This window comes from Commensalibacter communis, assembly GCF_947179015.1.
Classification (GTDB): Bacteria; Pseudomonadota; Alphaproteobacteria; order Acetobacterales; family Acetobacteraceae; genus Commensalibacter; species Commensalibacter communis.
In genome coordinates this window covers 643,367-658,725 of sequence record NZ_CAMXCM010000001.1, presented here as the reverse complement: position 1 = coordinate 658,725, position 15,359 = coordinate 643,367, and the positions used below count along the sequence as shown (strand labels likewise).

The following is a 15,359-nucleotide window of genomic DNA, read 5'->3' as shown; positions in this document are numbered from 1 at the left end:
ATAACTTAAATCAAACAATTTTTCTATGGTAAAAAATTAACTAACTGTCCTTTCGGCGTTCCTAGCATTTCATCATTTTGCATGACGACACACCCTTTGACAATCGTTACCATCGGCCAACCCTTTACCTTAACCTGATCGTAAGGTGTCCACCCTGCTGGAGATGCAATCCAGTCATTGGTAATACGACGCTGTTTACCCATATCAACCAAAGTAAAATCTGCATCATATCCCACTTGAATACGTCCTTTGGTTGGCATTCCATAAATCCGTGCGGGATTAGCAGCCATCACATCTGCCAGACGGCTGAGGGATAAACGCCCCTCATTCACGTGATTAAGCATTAATGGTACAATCGTTTGTACTCCCAGCATTCCAGAAGGACAACATAACCAAGGTTTCGCTTTTAACGTTGGATCATGTGGCGCATGATCGGATGAAACCACATCAACAACACCGTTTCTGATCGCTTCCCAACACGCATCATAGTGACGTTGATCGCGAATAGGAGGATTCATCACTGCAAATCCCCCTAAGCGTTCATAACATTCTGGACCGATCTGAGTAAGATGATTAGCTAACACTTCAACGGTGGCAATATCTTTGTGATCCACCAACCATTCTAATTCTTCTTGCGTAGTTGTATGCAGAATATGGGCTGGACGACCTGTTTTACGTGCCAAAGCAATAATTCGACGGGTGCCTAAAAATGCACATTCTTCATCACGCCATTTGCTATGGTTTTCATAAGGCATTCCCTCACAAAACAACTTTTTACGTTCTTGCAGACGATATTCATCTTCGGCGTGGTAACAAACACGACGATGCCCACGCAACATCACTTGTTCAAGGCTGGCATCATCTTCGACCATCAACGATCCCGTTGAAGAACCCGCATAAACTTTGATCCCACATACACCTTGTTGAGATTCTAAACTGGCAAGATCTTTGGTATTTTCTCGGGTAGCGCCGATATAAAATCCAAAATTGATCCAACTGGTTTCACTAGCACGTTTTTGCTTCCATTGCACCGTTTCCAAATCTGCGGTTGCAGGATTGGTATTGGGCATATCAAAAACAGTCGTTAACCCACCCAAAGCCGCTGCTTTGGTTCCAGTTTCAATCGTTTCAACCAACGCATTTCCTGGCTCACGAAAATGCACATGGCAATCCATCAACCCTGGTAGTACATGCAGACCCTGAGCATCAATCACTTGGTCTGCTTCGTCATGCGTGCCAACAGTCAAAGAAAGAATACGTCCATTTTTAATACCAATGCTCGCTTTTTCCTCACCCCAAGGAAAAATACAAATTCCGTTTTTTAATATTAAATCGTAATGCATCTTCTCGTTTCTACTTTACTAAACTGCCAAAATATCGGTTACCGAACCGTTTGGAGATTGACCCACTATATGTATTTGATGCCATAAAGCATAAAATAATAAATTCCATGCCATATAGCGCTCTTTTCGACCAGAGGCTTTTTCAAATAATGGTAATATTTTATCAGAAAAAGCAATTTCTTTTATTCCTGCTTGTTGAGAAACTATTGGTGCTAATATTTTTGCTTGTTGCTCAATCCATAATCCAATGGGCACACTGAACCCTAATTTAGGAGCAAAAGGCTTAGATTCTGGAAAATATTTTTCTAGCCATTTTCTTAAAATCCATTTTCCTTGCCTGTTTTGCACTTTTAATGAATCTGAAAGGCTGAAGGCGAATTCAGCTACTTTTTTATCTAAAAATGGCACACGTCCTTCGATACCATGCGCCATTAAACACCGATCTAATTTAATCAACAAATCATTGGGTAACCAAGTCTCGATATCAATTTTTTGTGCTTTGGTTAAGCATGTCATTGACGAGAAATCACATGCATTTTCATAAGCTGTTATTTCGTCTCGCCAAGAAGATAACGAAGATCGCAGGTAATCGGTTTGATCAAATACACCTTTGCGATACATTTTCTTTCCACCACGCCACCAAGGCTGACTGGCTTTGCGGTAACGACCATATCCTGCAAACAGCTCATCACCACCCTCGCCAGACAAGATTACTTTTACCGATTGGCTAGCTTCTTTTGCCAAAAACCAAGTCGGGATAATCGCATAATCAGCCACGGGATCATCCATACACGCCACAATCTGAGGAAGATATTGCCAAACTTGTTCTTGAGTGATAGAGAAAATATGATGTTCAGCCCCCACTTGTTTGGCTAACAAGGACGCTTGATCCGTTTCATCGGCAACATAGCCTTGGCGGTCATCCGTTTCAAACCGTGCCGTCCACGCTCTTACTCGTTTTTCTTGTCCTAAGCGCTGCATCATTTTCAGGACGATTGAACTATCAATACCACTAGATAAAAACAATCCAAAAGGAACATCAGAACGTTCATGAACGCACACCGTTTCTTCCAAAATATGATCTAGTTCTGATAAAGCAAAATCTGGATTTGAAATTATTCGATTTTGTTCTTTAAAAACTTCAATCCGTTTCTTTAGCACGATAACCCCATCTTGGATTATCAATGTTTCCCCAGGCAGCAGACGGTGAATATTCTGAAATATTGTCTCTTTTCCAGGAATAAACTGAAGCTGTAATAAAGACTCTATTCCTTCTTGACGAAGTGTTGGTTGAACGAAACCTGCTTTGATCAAAGCTTGTGCCTCTGAAGCAAAAACAACACCTTGCTCTACACAAGCGTAATATAAAGGTTTAATTCCAAAAGGATCACGACTTAGGATAAGAGTATGCTCGTCCACATCAACCAACGCAACTCCATACATACCTCGTAATTTTTCTGGGAATTTCTCTTTAAATTGTTGCCACAAAGGAATAATACATTCACAATCACTACCTGTTTGAAAAGGATAATCAAGTAAAGCGTCGCGCAATTCTAAATCGTTATAAATTTCTCCATTTGCAACAAGAAACTGTTTATTTGGGGAACTCAACGGCTGTTTCCCGCCGTCAAGATCAATAATAGAAAGACGCGTATGAATTAAAACGGCATGTTGTCCAACATATTCTCCTGAACCATCTGGCCCACGATGCGCAAGAGCGTTTTTCAGTAGCTCTTTTTGTTCATTCGTTATGGAATATCCTGATTTGAGAGCAATCCCTGCCAAGCCACACATTAAACTTTTTCAACTTTACTTAAAAAATCAAACCATTGGTTTAATACGGTTTCTTTACTAAATTCTTGTTCAAATTTTTGTCGACCAGCCATTGCAATTTTATTGGAAAATTCTGGAGAATCTAGCAATTTTTGAATTGATCGTGCCAATAATCTTTCATCTTCTAAAGGCGATAATAACCCATTCTCACCATCTGTAATCAGTTCTACTGGTCCTTGAGAGGCTAATGATGCAACAGGTTTAGTCGCTGCAAATGCTTCCAGCACGATATTGCCCAAAGGCTCATGACGAGATGAGCAAACAAATACATCACATGCCCCCAACAGCTGGGAAATATCCGTCACCCATCCTGGCATATGCACACGATCAGAGACATTTAAAGAATCCGCTAAATCTTGTAACTTTGCCCGCTCTTCACCTTCGCCAGCGATTAAGAGATGTGCATCTTTAAGATAAGGCATCGCTTTGATTAAGATATCAAATCCTTTATTCGTATGTAATCGCCCCAAAGCCAATAAAAATGGCGCTTGTGAAGGAATATATTCAGAGCGTTTGGGAATAACATTTGGAAAGTCTCTGGCGAAATTAGGGACATAATGCGCACGTTCTTTTGGCCATCCTTGTTCAATCAGCCATTTCACAATCCCTTTGGTATTACCAACCAAATGATCGCAATTTTTATAATATTTTAAATCGTAAAACCCACCTAAGCGTCCAACGGACACCCAATCTCCAACCGGCATGAAAGCAGCAGCTCTATTCATCCATGCCACCGATACTCGAGGGGAAAAATCGGTTAATAACTGTTTTAATTTACGCCCTGTTAGAAAATCAATTTTTCCACCAAAGGATAATTCACGGGGTCGTAATCCTACTTGTTGTAATAATCGTAATCGTTCTGGGTTTTTACGAATAATGGGTAAGATATTTAATCCTTGTTCATGTTGTGCCACACAAAGACGTTCATAAAATAACTCAGCCCCACCATTGGCTGCCCCCGCCATCACATGGGCTATACGCAAATCACTCATTCAGTTTTTCCTACCCGCATCAATCGTATTTTTAACCAATTTTAATATTTTTGATATAATGCTTTGAAAGCGTCAAAAACTTTATCAACAGATAAATTATCCATTGATGCCTTTCCCTCTTCTCCCTTTGCAACAACAGCCCGTGCATATAGTCCTGCGGGTGCATATTCTGTAACTTGACTAGGACCAAACAAACCCAACACAGGAATTTGACAAGCAGCAGCCAAATGCATCAATCCAGAATCGTTCCCGACAAACCCTTTGCATCGCTGAAACATGGCTGCAACCTCGGGTAAGTTAAAACCTCCACCAACATTAATAATCGGTAGTTCGGCATCTAATAAAGGTTTTGCCATCGCATATTCTTGCTGACCTGCTCCGTAAAAAACCGCAAATTTACTTTTCGGAAACAATATTTGTATTTTTTGAGCTAAAGCAATGAAACGATTAATATCCCATACTTTGCCTGACCAATTTGCCGTAGGTGCCAAAGCAATATAAAAATCATCAGGCAAATATTGTTTGGCTTTTTCTTTATCTTCTTCTCCTACCCACGCCACAGGTAACGGTGCGGGCTGCAACTTTAAAGCGCTTGCCAAATGTTCAATACGCCTTTGTTTAATTCTGCCACCGCGAATAACAATACGTTTTTTTGCCCGCAGCGTGTAGCTGATCGCAGACCCTCTTAAATCTACAATCATATCCCAAGGATGTAAAATACATTGCTGCCACAATTTAAACCAATGCAAATCATAGCGTTGTTTTTCCATAATCAAGGTTGCTTTACGCCGTGGCATTCGATCAAATATCCCTGCTGCGACTGAACCGCAAGCAATGGTAAACTCTGCATCAGGACAGCTTTGTAGTAAATTATTCAATATTCCCGTAGAGATGACCGCATCGCCTAATCGGGTTGAAGTAATAAACAAAATATTTTTTATTGTAGATGATTGCATATCATACTTATACTAGGCAAAAGAGTATCCATAAAGAATATTATTTTATCTTGCTTTAAAGGTCTATAACAGAATGACAGATTCATCCATTAATTCTTTTTTATCCATGATGAAATTTAACGCGGATGGATTGATCGCCGCCATCGCCCAACAACATGATACAGGCGAAGTCCTGATGATGGCGTGGATGAATAAAGACTCTATCCGTGAGACCCTAATAACAAACCAAGTTTGTTATTATTCTCGTAGCCGTCAGAAATTATGGCGTAAAGGGGAAACTTCAGGACAAGTGCAAACTTTGGTGGAAATGCGCCTTGATTGTGATGGTGACACGCTTTTATTGTTAGTCGATCAAAAAGGCGTTGCTTGTCATACGGGACGTCGTAATTGCTTCTTTCATGCCTATCGTGATGGAGAAATCGTCGAGGTCAGTAGACCTTTGATGGATCCAAACAAACTTTATCACCAATAATCTTACATAAGAGCAATATGATGAGCACATCCACATATACAATTTGGTTATTAGCTGGTGAAACCAGTGGTGATGAATTGGGTGCAAAGCTGATTAAAGCCCTTCGTCATTTCAATCCAAACCTTAAATTTTGCGGTGTTGGTGGCCCAAAGATGCAAGAGCAAGGATTAGAACTCTTATTTCCAATGCAAGATCTGGCTGTGATGGGATTGGTTGAAGTTCTCCCTAAAATCCGTATGCTATCCAATCGTTTAACTCAAGCAGTGGAGCATATTCAAACTATTCGTCCTGATGTCGTTGTCACGATTGATAGTCCAGGTTTTTCCTTGCGATTATTAAAACGCATTGCGGATTTATCCATTCCTCGGATTCATTATGTTGCCCCCCAAGTCTGGGCTTGGCATGAAAGTCGTGTTAAGAAATTTCCTGGATTATGGGAAAAGCTTTTATGTTTGCTGCCATTTGAAAAAGAGTTCTTTTCGAAGCATGGATTGCAAAGCACCTTTGTTGGACATCCTATTTTAGAAACTGAAGTCCATCATGGAAATGCAGAACAATTTCGAAAAGACCATGAAATCAGCGATGAAGCCCCTATTGTTTTATTTATGCCAGGCAGTCGTCGCTCTGAATTACCAAAATTAATGCCTGTGTTTAAACAAACATTGAGCCTATTAAAACGACAGCTCCCCGAAGTCACTGCCGTGATCCCGACTTCGCCTTTGGCAAAAGAACGTGTATTGCAAATGGTAAATGATTGGCCAGTCAAACCAATTATTATCCATGACCCTCATGACAAATATAATGCCTATGCTGCCGCCAGTGCTGCCCTCACCAAATCAGGCACCACAACCTTAGAGCTCGCTTTGGCAAAAGTGCCAATGGCGGTGACCTATCGTGTTAATCCTGTTACGGCAATAATTGCACGGCGCATGATTAAAGTGCCATATGTTTGTATGTTGAATTTATTAGCCAATAAGGAAATTGTGCCAGAGTTATTGCAAGAAGATTGCCATCCTGAAAAGCTCTCTGCCATGTTGATGGGATTATTAACCGACCCAGAAAAAGCCAAAGCTCAACAAGATGCATTTACCGAAATTATGCACCAACTTTCTGGGCCGAATGATGAGCTACCTTCCCACGTCGCTGCGAAAGAGATTTTAGAGATGATTAAAGAATAAATATTTCTATATAATCCTGCCTTTATTAATTTTCTAAAAAACATCAACTACATAATTCTTCTAATTCTAAAGGGTATAAATCACCACCACATTTTGTTTACATAATCACACCAGATACAGTCTCCTTTTTCATTTGTAAAAGTTAAACGATTACTTTCTAGACACCTTTTAAGTTCAATAGGGATAGCTTGATCCTTAGCCCTTTGAGAATCTAATATTTCTAGTTGTTCATATAATAATTGTTCATATAATAATGCCGTAATAAATCCTTCTTCTCCACATGCATGACATTTATATTGAAGTGTATCAAGAGAACCTTGAATATCGTAACCCCGATCAATAAACTCTTGTAAAGGAGTTAATAAAACAGAACCACATCGTGCACACCCTGATTGCTTTAAAAACACCCACATTCTTTCAGGAACGTGTAAGTCTTTCCATCTTTTCATACATTTGCGACGAGTATCTTCAAAAAAATCATGCTGTTCCAGCAATATTTCCCAAGAATTTTGTAATAACTCTCTTGGATCTTCCTCAAGTTCATCCTGAATAAAATCATGCAATATAGGAAAAAGTTCAGCAACAAAATCAGCCATCTCCCCTAAAGTATTGCTCGGATGTAGATGTTCCAAATGGTTTCTACATTGCTGTAATTTTTCAATTACTTTCCAATCCGTATGTATGTTAAGCGTTTCAAACCTACTTTTTATGTGAGATACATCAATTGTTGTTGTTTTAAATTTTCCCGTAGGTCTCCACTCAACATTACCATCATCGCCTAAATAGGGTAAAATTTCACGAGGGGGATCATAAATTAACTGTTCTCTTTGTTCTTGCTTATCCTTTGGCACAGATAGAGCAATTCGATATTTAAATAATAACAAAACCCCAGAAAATAAATTTCTAACAGCAGACAATGCTCGTGCAGGCTGTCCACCTTCTCTTTCTTCTTTCTGAGAAATTTCAAAATCCTCAATGCCCAATTGTATTGATAAAATCGCATTTTCTTTTAATCTATTAATATCTAAAGTGCTTTTACCCATCATAATGAACCTAAAATATTTATAATTTATTTTATTATGAAAATAATTCTATATACAGGTATTCATTTACTATAACAACACATGCAACTTTTTAAATAACCCATGTTTATCCAACTGCTCTGGGATTTCAATCAAGGGAATACCAACCTTTTGCAAGGCCAGCCTTTTAACCTGCATTCGTTCATTCGCATCATCGGATAAATAATGCCCAGAGCCATGATATTCAATCACGCCCCTAGGATTTCCTTGATGGTCGATCAGTAAAAAATCTACTCTTTTGCTATTATAAGAACGGAACGCCAATTTTTGTAACTCTGCATCTTCTTTACCAGAGGTGCGAATAAACGCGCCCATAGAAACTTCAAAAGACACATACCAGTTTAATTGATTTTTCTGTATCCATTCATTCAGATAGTAAAAATATTTCACCGCTTCCCAATTTATTGGCTTTATGTATGACAAAGCACATTGTTTAATATACTGAACTTGCTGTTGATAATTGGTGAGCTCTGGTTCTGTAACAGGCACCCCTTGAGATTTAAGTTTATTTTTATAAATCTCGGCGTTTTTTAATCGCTTTTTTTCTTTATTTTCTAAATATAGTATTTTTTGCAAAAGCTGCTGTATTTTTTGATGATATTTTTGTTTTAACTTTAAAAATGTAAAACAAGAACCGATGACAATTCCTATAATTAAACTGAAAAAAATAGATTCCATTAATTTTATGACTTTATCATATTGATATATTTACTATTTATTTTAAATCAATCAATTATACGCGTCATTATGTAAAAAAGACTGCCACTCTTCTGAATACCAGTCACGCCAAATTTCTGGAGCATCCCGTTTATCTAAATAGGCTATTTGCTCTTCTTTACCCATCTTTTCCCAAAAAGGATTCCAAACAGAATACATCCAAAATTCACCAGCCTCTCTATAGAAAAAATCAAAAGGACTAATCTTCGGAAAATTTACCCAAGGAGGTAAAGAGTTCCCTTCTTCATCGTGGTTCGTAAAAGGATTTCCCTTGGTCTTTTTATATGTATAGGAATGAGTTTGAGACGAGGACTGAGTAGTAAATACTCTGATAAAAAAGTCATATAAACGCTTCATCGCATTTCCTTATGACGATCATATAGTATATATCCATAAGGCACAAAACCACCTTATGGATAATTCATTAAAGCCTAACGATCAATTTTCAATGCGGCCAAGAATGCAGATTGTGGGATTTCTACTTTCCCAAATTGACGCATCCGTTTTTTACCTTCTTTTTGTTTATCCAGTAGTTTACGTTTACGAGAAATATCTCCACCGTAACATTTTGCCGTCACATCTTTAGACAATGCCCCAATCGTTTCACGAGCAATTACACGACTACCAATCGCTGCTTGAATAGCAATTTTAAAGAGTTGACGAGGAATAAGGTCTTTTAATTTCGCACAAATTGCACGCCCCCTGCTCTCAGCAACAGAACGATGAGCCACAAAGGCCAAGGCATCGACAGGTTCTTGGTTAACAAGAATACTGATCCGCACCAAATCGCTTTCTTCATACCCATCCATTTGATATTCGAAACTGGCATATCCACGGGTTGCAGATTTCAAACGATCATAAAAATCAAAGACCACTTCGTTTAAGGGCAAACGATAAATCGCCATTGCCCGCGTTCCGACATAAGTAAGATCAATTTGCTGTCCACGACGTTCCGTACATAATCCCAACACAGCACCCAAATATTCGTCAGGCACCATAATCGAAGCTTTGATCCAAGGCTCTTCAATACGATCGATATAAGATGGATCTGGCATATCAGCAGGATTATGTAAATCTTCAGCAGAGCCATCATTTTTAAATAAATGATACACAACAGACGGAGCCGTAGCAATCAAGTTCAAATCAAATTCACGGCTTAATCGTTCTTGAATAATTTCTAAATGCAATAACCCAAGGAAACCACATCGAAACCCAAACCCTAATGCAGCTGATGTTTCAGCTTCATAATGGAAGGAAGCATCATTAAGTTGTAACTTGCCCAGACTTTCACGTAACTTCTCAAAGTCATCTGCATCCATCGGATATAAACCACACCATACCACAGGCACAGAGGGTTTAAAGCCGTCTAAAGCCTTGGCAGCAGGCTTTTTATCATCGGTAATCGTGTCCCCGACATGACAATCAGCAACGGTTTTAATAGCTGCATTAATAAAGCCCATTTCTCCAGCACCAAGGCTTTCAACCTCACGCATATGCGGGGTAAAAACACCGACCTGTTCGACATTATAGGTGCTGCCATTAAACATCATACGAATACGCATGCCTTTTTTGATACGCCCTTCTTTGACACGCACCAAGATAATCACGCCAAGATAGGTATCATACCAACTATCAACCAACAAAGCTTGTAATGGTGCATTCACATCCCCTTTTGGTGGAGGTAAACGTTTTACCAAGGCATCCAAAACTGCTTCAATATTCAAACCTGTTTTCGCTGAAACCCCAATCGCATCATCAGCCGGAATACCAACAATTTCTTCAATTTGATTTTTAGTATCTTCTACGTCTGCCGCAGGCAAATCAACCTTATTCAAGACAGGCACAATTTCATGACGCGCATCAATCGCCTGATATACGTTTGCTAATGTTTGTGCCTCTACACCTTGAGAAGCATCCACAACTAATAATGACCCCTCGCACGCAGCCAAAGAACGACTGACTTCATAAGCAAAGTCAACGTGACCTGGGGTATCCATCAAATTTAAGACATAAGTTCGACCATCTTCTGCCTTATAATTTAAGCGGACTGTCTGCGCTTTAATCGTAATTCCACGCTCACGTTCAATATCCATATTGTCCAAAACTTGAGCTTGCATTTCCCGTTGCGTCAATCCGCCACAGGCCTGAATTAAACGATCAGCAAGCGTAGATTTTCCATGATCAATATGAGCAATAATCGAAAAATTACGAATTAATTCCAAAGGCGTATCTGTCATATAGGCACCAACAAGGCAAAATAATTACAAGAAATAAAGAGAGTGTATTAGAACATAGTTCTATACGCTTTTTTAAAAAAATACTATGACCCTTTTATTTTTTTTGATGGATAAGATGCAACCATTGCCCCACCAACAATCAAAACAACCGCCACAAACAACATAGTACTCGCTGTTGCTCGTCCAGCCAAAATCAACCATAACGTTGAGAGTAATGGTGCAAGATAAGAAAATGAAGCGATCAATGACAAATTTGCATTTTTCGTTGCAAAATCCCATGCCAAAAATGCAATTCCAATCGGCCCACACCCTAAATATAAAATAATCAACATATCAGTGAAATTGACTGGCATTACTGTTTTCTCAAAAATGAAATGAAGCCCCATCGAAACTAATGATATTCCACCACAAACCCCGATCATCATTCCCGTAGGAACCGTCGCATAACGACGATTAATCACGGAATAAATCGTCCAAACAACACCACTCATAAAACCGAAACAATAGCCTAAGATTACTTTAAGACTTAACGATGAACTACTATCCGATGGCATTAAGCAAATCATTCCAATTAACCCCATAACTGCGCCAATTAAATACGCAATATGAAATTTCCTATTATTCATCAATGCAATACAAATAACCAGCATGATAGGCCATAAATAAGAAAGCAAAGTTACTTTGGCTGGTGGTGCCAAGCTGAGACCTATATAATCAAATATATAAAAGAAAAATAATCCACAAAATGCCGTAATCCAAGGAGCAAAAGGTTGAGACATCTCTCTCAAACGCCCTGTTAACGCCAAAATGGCAATACCAACGATAAAAGATGCGCCAAATCCCAACCATAATAACTCAAACTGTGGAATGTATCGCAAAGAGGTAATCGTTACAGAAGAGCTGGACCATAACAAAATCGTCAAAAAGCCAGATGCTGTTGCAAATAAGATCTTAGAGTTTCTTTCAGTTTCTTTTTGCTTAATAGGCATTACAATTCATCCAGTTTCAATAACAAAATATAACAAAAGCCTATGCAGCAATTACATAGACTTTCCTTTAACCTATTATGTTGCAAATCTTTTTAATTATATAGAAAAATCAACTATTTCATTTTTTTTGTAATGGATATGTTGCAACGACAGCACCACCAACTATCAATAAAACAGCAATTAATAAGCCCATCGTGGCTGGTGCTTTTCCTGCCAATACCAACCATAACGTCGAGAGTAAAGGTGCAAGATAAGATAATGACCCCATCAACGAAAGATTAGCATTTTTAGTAGCATAATCCCATGCTAAAAAAGCTATTCCCATCGGGCCACACCCTAAATAAAGAATTGTTAGTATTTCTTTGAAATTTTGAGGTAGAATGGTCGGTTCAAAAGCAAAATGAATACCCATAGCAACCAATGATATCCCACCACAAACCCCAATCATCATCCCCGTAGGAACCGATGCATACCGACGATTAACAAGAGAGTATATCGTCCAAACAATGGCACATAAAATGCCCAGTAAATATCCTATTAAATTCCCAGAAGTCAGCGCCGCCCCATGGTCTGCAGGCATTAAAAAGATTGTTCCGATTAATCCCATGATTGCACCAAGTATATAAGCAATATGAAATTGCTTCGTACTTAAAAATGCAATACACACAACCAGCATCGTAGGCCATAAATAAGATAATAAAGTCACTTTGGCTGGTGGGGCAAAATTCAATCCAACAAAATAAAATAAATGAAAAAAGAAAATCCCACAAAATGCAGTAAACCAAGGCGCAAATGGTTGTGCCATTTCACGCAACCGCCCAGTTATTGCCAAAATAATGCTGCCAATAATAAAGGCTTCACCAAAGCCAAACCATAAAAGCTGAAAACGAGGTATGTTAGGTAAAGACGTCGTCATCACAGCCAAACTTGACCACAATAAGATGGTTAGTAAACCCGAAGCTGTCGCGATGAGAACTTTCGATTTTCCGTTGGAAACTTGCTGAGCAATAGACATAGTTTGTAAGGCTCGTTTATATATAAAATCATTAAAATAAAAAAACCCATGCAAAACAACATGGGCTTTTTTGGTTTATCTTTTTACCGCAAAGTGCCGCCTGTTAATCGACCAACCTCTTTGATAATTTTCTGTGAAATTACCTCAATTTCCTCATCTTTAAGACTCCGATCTTGAGGTTGCAACGTTACCTGTATCGCAACAGATTTGTGACCTTCAGCAATTTTTTCACCAACGTAAACATCAAATAATTCAACATTTGTCAATAATTGACGATCGGATTGTTTTGCTGCATTCAAAATTTTACCTACTTCAACATCTGATTTCACCACAAAAGCAAAATCACGTTTCAGCGGTTGAAACGATGATAAGTATGGTATTTTTTTCTTTTGCGCTTTTTTTGCAATCAAATTATCAACCATAATTTCAAAAATCATTGGCGCTTGATCAAACCCAAACTCTTTAACAAGTGATGGATGTAATTCACCAAAATAAGCTAAAGTATTTTTAGGCCCCAAGCTTAAACGCCCTGAACGGCCAGGATGATAATAAATAGGGATTTCTTTGGTTATTTGCAATGAATCAACCGCAACGCCAAGACCGTCCAACGCAAAATATACATCTGCTTTTACATCCCATAACGTGACTTCTTGTGCTTTACCCTGAATATTACGTGGCATGTAGCCATAACGCACACCAGCAGCGACTGTCTTTTCGGCATCTTGAGTAAAAGCTGGTCCGACTTCAAAAAAGGCGATATTTCCCCAACCTCGAACAATATTTCGTTGTAAAGTCGGTAGTAAAGAAGCCAAGGGTGTTGGACGCAATTGATCCATATCACTCGAAATAGGATTTAATAGACGCAAATTCTCAGGCGCATCCCCTAACCTTGCAGCAATTTCGTGATCGACAAAAGAAAAACCAACCGTTTCAACCAATCCTCGTGCTGCCAACAAACGTGCACAGAGAATGGAATTCTCTTGACTACTGGTTAATGCCGCCTCTGGCACGGCTTTGGTAACAGGTAAAGATACCGCTGGTACACAATCTAGCCCTTCAATACGCAACACTTCTTCAATCAGATCGATCTCACCTTCCATAGCCTGAGCAATTATTGTTAATTGATCTGCCTTGCCTGCATCAATACTGGAATGTTGCGCCATATTCATCGGCATTACAATATCATTACGCCATGATGGTACTGATACGGTAACTGCTTGGCTATCTAGGTCTTTAACCTCAAACCCAAGTGATGTTAAAATTTCGGTAACGCGCTCAGGAGCTACAACCAGCCCACCAAAATTCTCCAGACTATTATATCTTAAAGTTGCATCACGTTTCCATTTTGGCTCTTCTCCAGCAACAACAACTTCGCTGGGTTTTCCACCACAAAGATCAAGGATCATTTGTGTTGCAGCTTCCATCGCATCAGGTAATAACGCTTGATCCACACCCCGTTCAAACCGTTGGCGTGCATCCGTTGTGATAAAATGACGACGACCGCTTAATGCAATCGTAGCAGGATTAAACAAAGCACATTCGATAAAAACTGTGGTTGTTTCTTCTGTAACTCCTGTATGCTCGCCACCTATTAGGCCAGCCAAAGATTGAACGCCTGATTGATCAGCAATGACACAATCTTTATCGGTTACTTGATATTCTTTGCCGTCTAATGCAATCAATTTTTCGCCTTGACCTGGACAAATCGTCAGCGTTTTGCCTGTGATTTTATCAACATCAAATACATGTAAAGGACGCCCCAGATCGAAGGTAAAGAAATTGGTAATATCGACTAATAATGAAATCGGACGAACGCCAACTGCTCTCAGACGAGCTTGCAACCATTCTGGACTTGAACCATTCTTCACATTGGTAATCGTACGTCCCAGCACCCATGGACATGCTTCTGTAAATTGATTATCCCACGTAATTTCAGGTGGAAATGTTCCTTCTATCACTTCAGGATTCCAGGGCTTAAGCGTTCCCATCCCTGCTGCAGCTAAATCCCTGGCAATATTGCGAATTGATAACGCATCCCCACGATTAGGCGTAATGGCAATTTCAATCACGGGATCATTCAATTTTGCGAAATCCACATAAGCAGTCCCTACGGGGGCTTCTTCGGGTAATTCCATAATGCCGTCTTGTTTCTCTCCAAGACCAAGCTCCTCGGTGGAACACATCATGCCATTACTTTGTTCACCACGGATTTTCCCAGCTTTTAAAGTAATATCACTACCAGGAACATACGTCCCAACAGGAGCAAAAATAGTTACCAGTCCTGCTCTAGCATTAGGGGCGCCACAAACAACTTGAACATTTTCAAATCCTTCTCCTGCATTGACCTGACACACTTGCAAACGGTCTGCATTCGGATGTTGAGATGCCGTCAAAATACGAGCAATTCTGAAAGCACCTAATGTTTTTGCTGGATCTTCAACAGACTCTACCTCCAAGCCAATTGAGTTCAAAGCCACGCAAATCTCATCAACAGATTTTGTGGTTTCTAAATGATCGCGTAACCAGGATAAAGTAAATTTCATCG

The 15,359-nt window shown here is 39.3% G+C and carries 13 protein-coding genes; 2 read left to right on the top strand and 11 right to left on the bottom strand.

Going from position 1 to position 15,359, the window contains the following annotated elements; translation table 11 throughout:
- Positions 1–23: 23 nt before the first annotated feature.
- The 4 genes from PQG54_RS03085 to PQG54_RS03070 are packed head-to-tail and all read right to left on the bottom strand — an operon-like array spanning position 24 to position 5,124.
- Positions 24–1,343 (bottom strand): dihydroorotase, encoded by a 1,320-nt coding sequence (locus tag PQG54_RS03085; RefSeq protein WP_271788933.1) that lies wholly within the window; start codon positions 1,341–1,343, stop codon positions 24–26.
- An 18-nt stretch (positions 1,344–1,361) separates the two neighbouring features.
- Positions 1,362–3,137 (bottom strand): asparagine synthase (glutamine-hydrolyzing), encoded by a 1,776-nt coding sequence (asnB, locus tag PQG54_RS03080; RefSeq protein WP_271788934.1) that lies wholly within the window; start codon positions 3,135–3,137, stop codon positions 1,362–1,364.
- Positions 3,137–4,168 carry a glycosyltransferase gene (locus tag PQG54_RS03075; RefSeq protein WP_271788935.1) on the bottom strand — a complete coding sequence of 344 codons (1,032 nt, stop codon included), beginning with the start codon at positions 4,166–4,168 and terminating at the stop codon, positions 3,137–3,139. Before PQG54_RS03075 ends, asnB begins: the two co-directional genes overlap by 1 nt.
- Before the next feature lie 41 nt (positions 4,169–4,209).
- Complete coding sequence (locus tag PQG54_RS03070) at positions 4,210–5,124, bottom strand: glycosyltransferase family 9 protein (RefSeq protein WP_271788936.1); 915 nt, start codon at positions 5,122–5,124, stop codon at positions 4,210–4,212.
- Positions 5,125–5,197: 73 nt separating this feature from the next.
- Here PQG54_RS03070 and hisI point away from each other — a divergent pair, with 73 nt between their 5' ends.
- Both hisI and lpxB read left to right on the top strand, forming a co-directional pair.
- Positions 5,198–5,596, top strand: coding sequence for a phosphoribosyl-AMP cyclohydrolase (gene hisI / locus PQG54_RS03065; protein WP_271788937.1), 399 nt, complete (start codon positions 5,198–5,200; stop codon positions 5,594–5,596).
- A 20-nt stretch (positions 5,597–5,616) separates the two neighbouring features.
- Positions 5,617–6,774 carry a lipid-A-disaccharide synthase gene (gene lpxB / locus PQG54_RS03060; RefSeq protein WP_370866895.1) on the top strand — a complete coding sequence of 386 codons (1,158 nt, stop codon included), beginning with the start codon at positions 5,617–5,619 and terminating at the stop codon, positions 6,772–6,774.
- Positions 6,775–6,854: 80 nt separating this feature from the next.
- On the opposite strand, the gene PQG54_RS03055 is transcribed toward lpxB, so the two are convergent.
- The 7 genes from PQG54_RS03055 to pheT form a co-directional block, all read right to left on the bottom strand.
- On the bottom strand, positions 6,855–7,820 hold the full coding sequence (locus PQG54_RS03055; RefSeq protein WP_271788939.1) for a hypothetical protein: 966 nt from the start codon (positions 7,818–7,820) through the stop codon (positions 6,855–6,857).
- Between the two features lie 66 nt (positions 7,821–7,886).
- Complete coding sequence (locus PQG54_RS03050) at positions 7,887–8,534, bottom strand: DUF2726 domain-containing protein (RefSeq protein WP_271788940.1); 648 nt, start codon at positions 8,532–8,534, stop codon at positions 7,887–7,889.
- A 51-nt stretch (positions 8,535–8,585) separates the two neighbouring features.
- Entirely contained in the window at positions 8,586–8,930 is a 345-nt protein-coding gene (locus PQG54_RS03045; RefSeq protein ID WP_271788941.1) for a hypothetical protein, read from the bottom strand.
- A gap of 74 nt (positions 8,931–9,004) precedes the next feature.
- Positions 9,005–10,810, bottom strand: coding sequence for a translation elongation factor 4 (gene lepA, locus PQG54_RS03040; RefSeq protein WP_271788942.1), 1,806 nt, complete (start codon positions 10,808–10,810; stop codon positions 9,005–9,007).
- Between the two features lie 83 nt (positions 10,811–10,893).
- Positions 10,894–11,799 carry a DMT family transporter gene (locus tag PQG54_RS03035; RefSeq protein WP_271788943.1) on the bottom strand — a complete coding sequence of 302 codons (906 nt, stop codon included), beginning with the start codon at positions 11,797–11,799 and terminating at the stop codon, positions 10,894–10,896.
- Positions 11,800–11,917: 118 nt separating this feature from the next.
- Positions 11,918–12,814: a DMT family transporter gene (locus tag PQG54_RS03030; protein WP_271788944.1), complete on the bottom strand. Its 897-nt coding sequence runs from the start codon at positions 12,812–12,814 to the stop codon at positions 11,918–11,920.
- An 83-nt stretch (positions 12,815–12,897) separates the two neighbouring features.
- On the bottom strand, positions 12,898–15,357 hold the full coding sequence (pheT, locus tag PQG54_RS03025) for a phenylalanine--tRNA ligase subunit beta (protein ID WP_271788945.1): 2,460 nt from the start codon (positions 15,355–15,357) through the stop codon (positions 12,898–12,900).
- Positions 15,358–15,359: the final 2 nt, after the last annotated feature.

Excerpts from the sequence above, each read along its gene's own strand:
- PQG54_RS03085 (WP_271788933.1), bottom strand. The coding sequence starts at position 1,343 with ATGCATTACGATTTAATATTAAAAAACGGAATTTGTATTTTTCCTTGG.
- asnB (WP_271788934.1), bottom strand. The coding sequence starts at position 3,137 with ATGTGTGGCTTGGCAGGGATTGCTCTCAAATCAGGATATTCCATAACG.
- PQG54_RS03075 (WP_271788935.1), bottom strand. The coding sequence starts at position 4,168 with ATGAGTGATTTGCGTATAGCCCATGTGATGGCGGGGGCAGCCAATGGT.
- PQG54_RS03070 (WP_271788936.1), bottom strand. The coding sequence starts at position 5,124 with ATGCAATCATCTACAATAAAAAATATTTTGTTTATTACTTCAACCCGA.
- hisI (WP_271788937.1), top strand. The coding sequence starts at position 5,198 with ATGACAGATTCATCCATTAATTCTTTTTTATCCATGATGAAATTTAAC.
- lpxB (WP_370866895.1), top strand. The coding sequence starts at position 5,617 with ATGAGCACATCCACATATACAATTTGGTTATTAGCTGGTGAAACCAGT.
- PQG54_RS03055 (WP_271788939.1), bottom strand. The coding sequence starts at position 7,820 with ATGATGGGTAAAAGCACTTTAGATATTAATAGATTAAAAGAAAATGCG.
- PQG54_RS03050 (WP_271788940.1), bottom strand. The coding sequence starts at position 8,534 with ATGGAATCTATTTTTTTCAGTTTAATTATAGGAATTGTCATCGGTTCT.
- PQG54_RS03045 (WP_271788941.1), bottom strand. The coding sequence starts at position 8,930 with ATGAAGCGTTTATATGACTTTTTTATCAGAGTATTTACTACTCAGTCC.
- lepA (WP_271788942.1), bottom strand. The coding sequence starts at position 10,810 with ATGACAGATACGCCTTTGGAATTAATTCGTAATTTTTCGATTATTGCT.
- PQG54_RS03035 (WP_271788943.1), bottom strand. The coding sequence starts at position 11,799 with ATGCCTATTAAGCAAAAAGAAACTGAAAGAAACTCTAAGATCTTATTT.
- PQG54_RS03030 (WP_271788944.1), bottom strand. The coding sequence starts at position 12,814 with ATGTCTATTGCTCAGCAAGTTTCCAACGGAAAATCGAAAGTTCTCATC.
- pheT (WP_271788945.1), bottom strand. The coding sequence starts at position 15,357 with ATGAAATTTACTTTATCCTGGTTACGCGATCATTTAGAAACCACAAAA.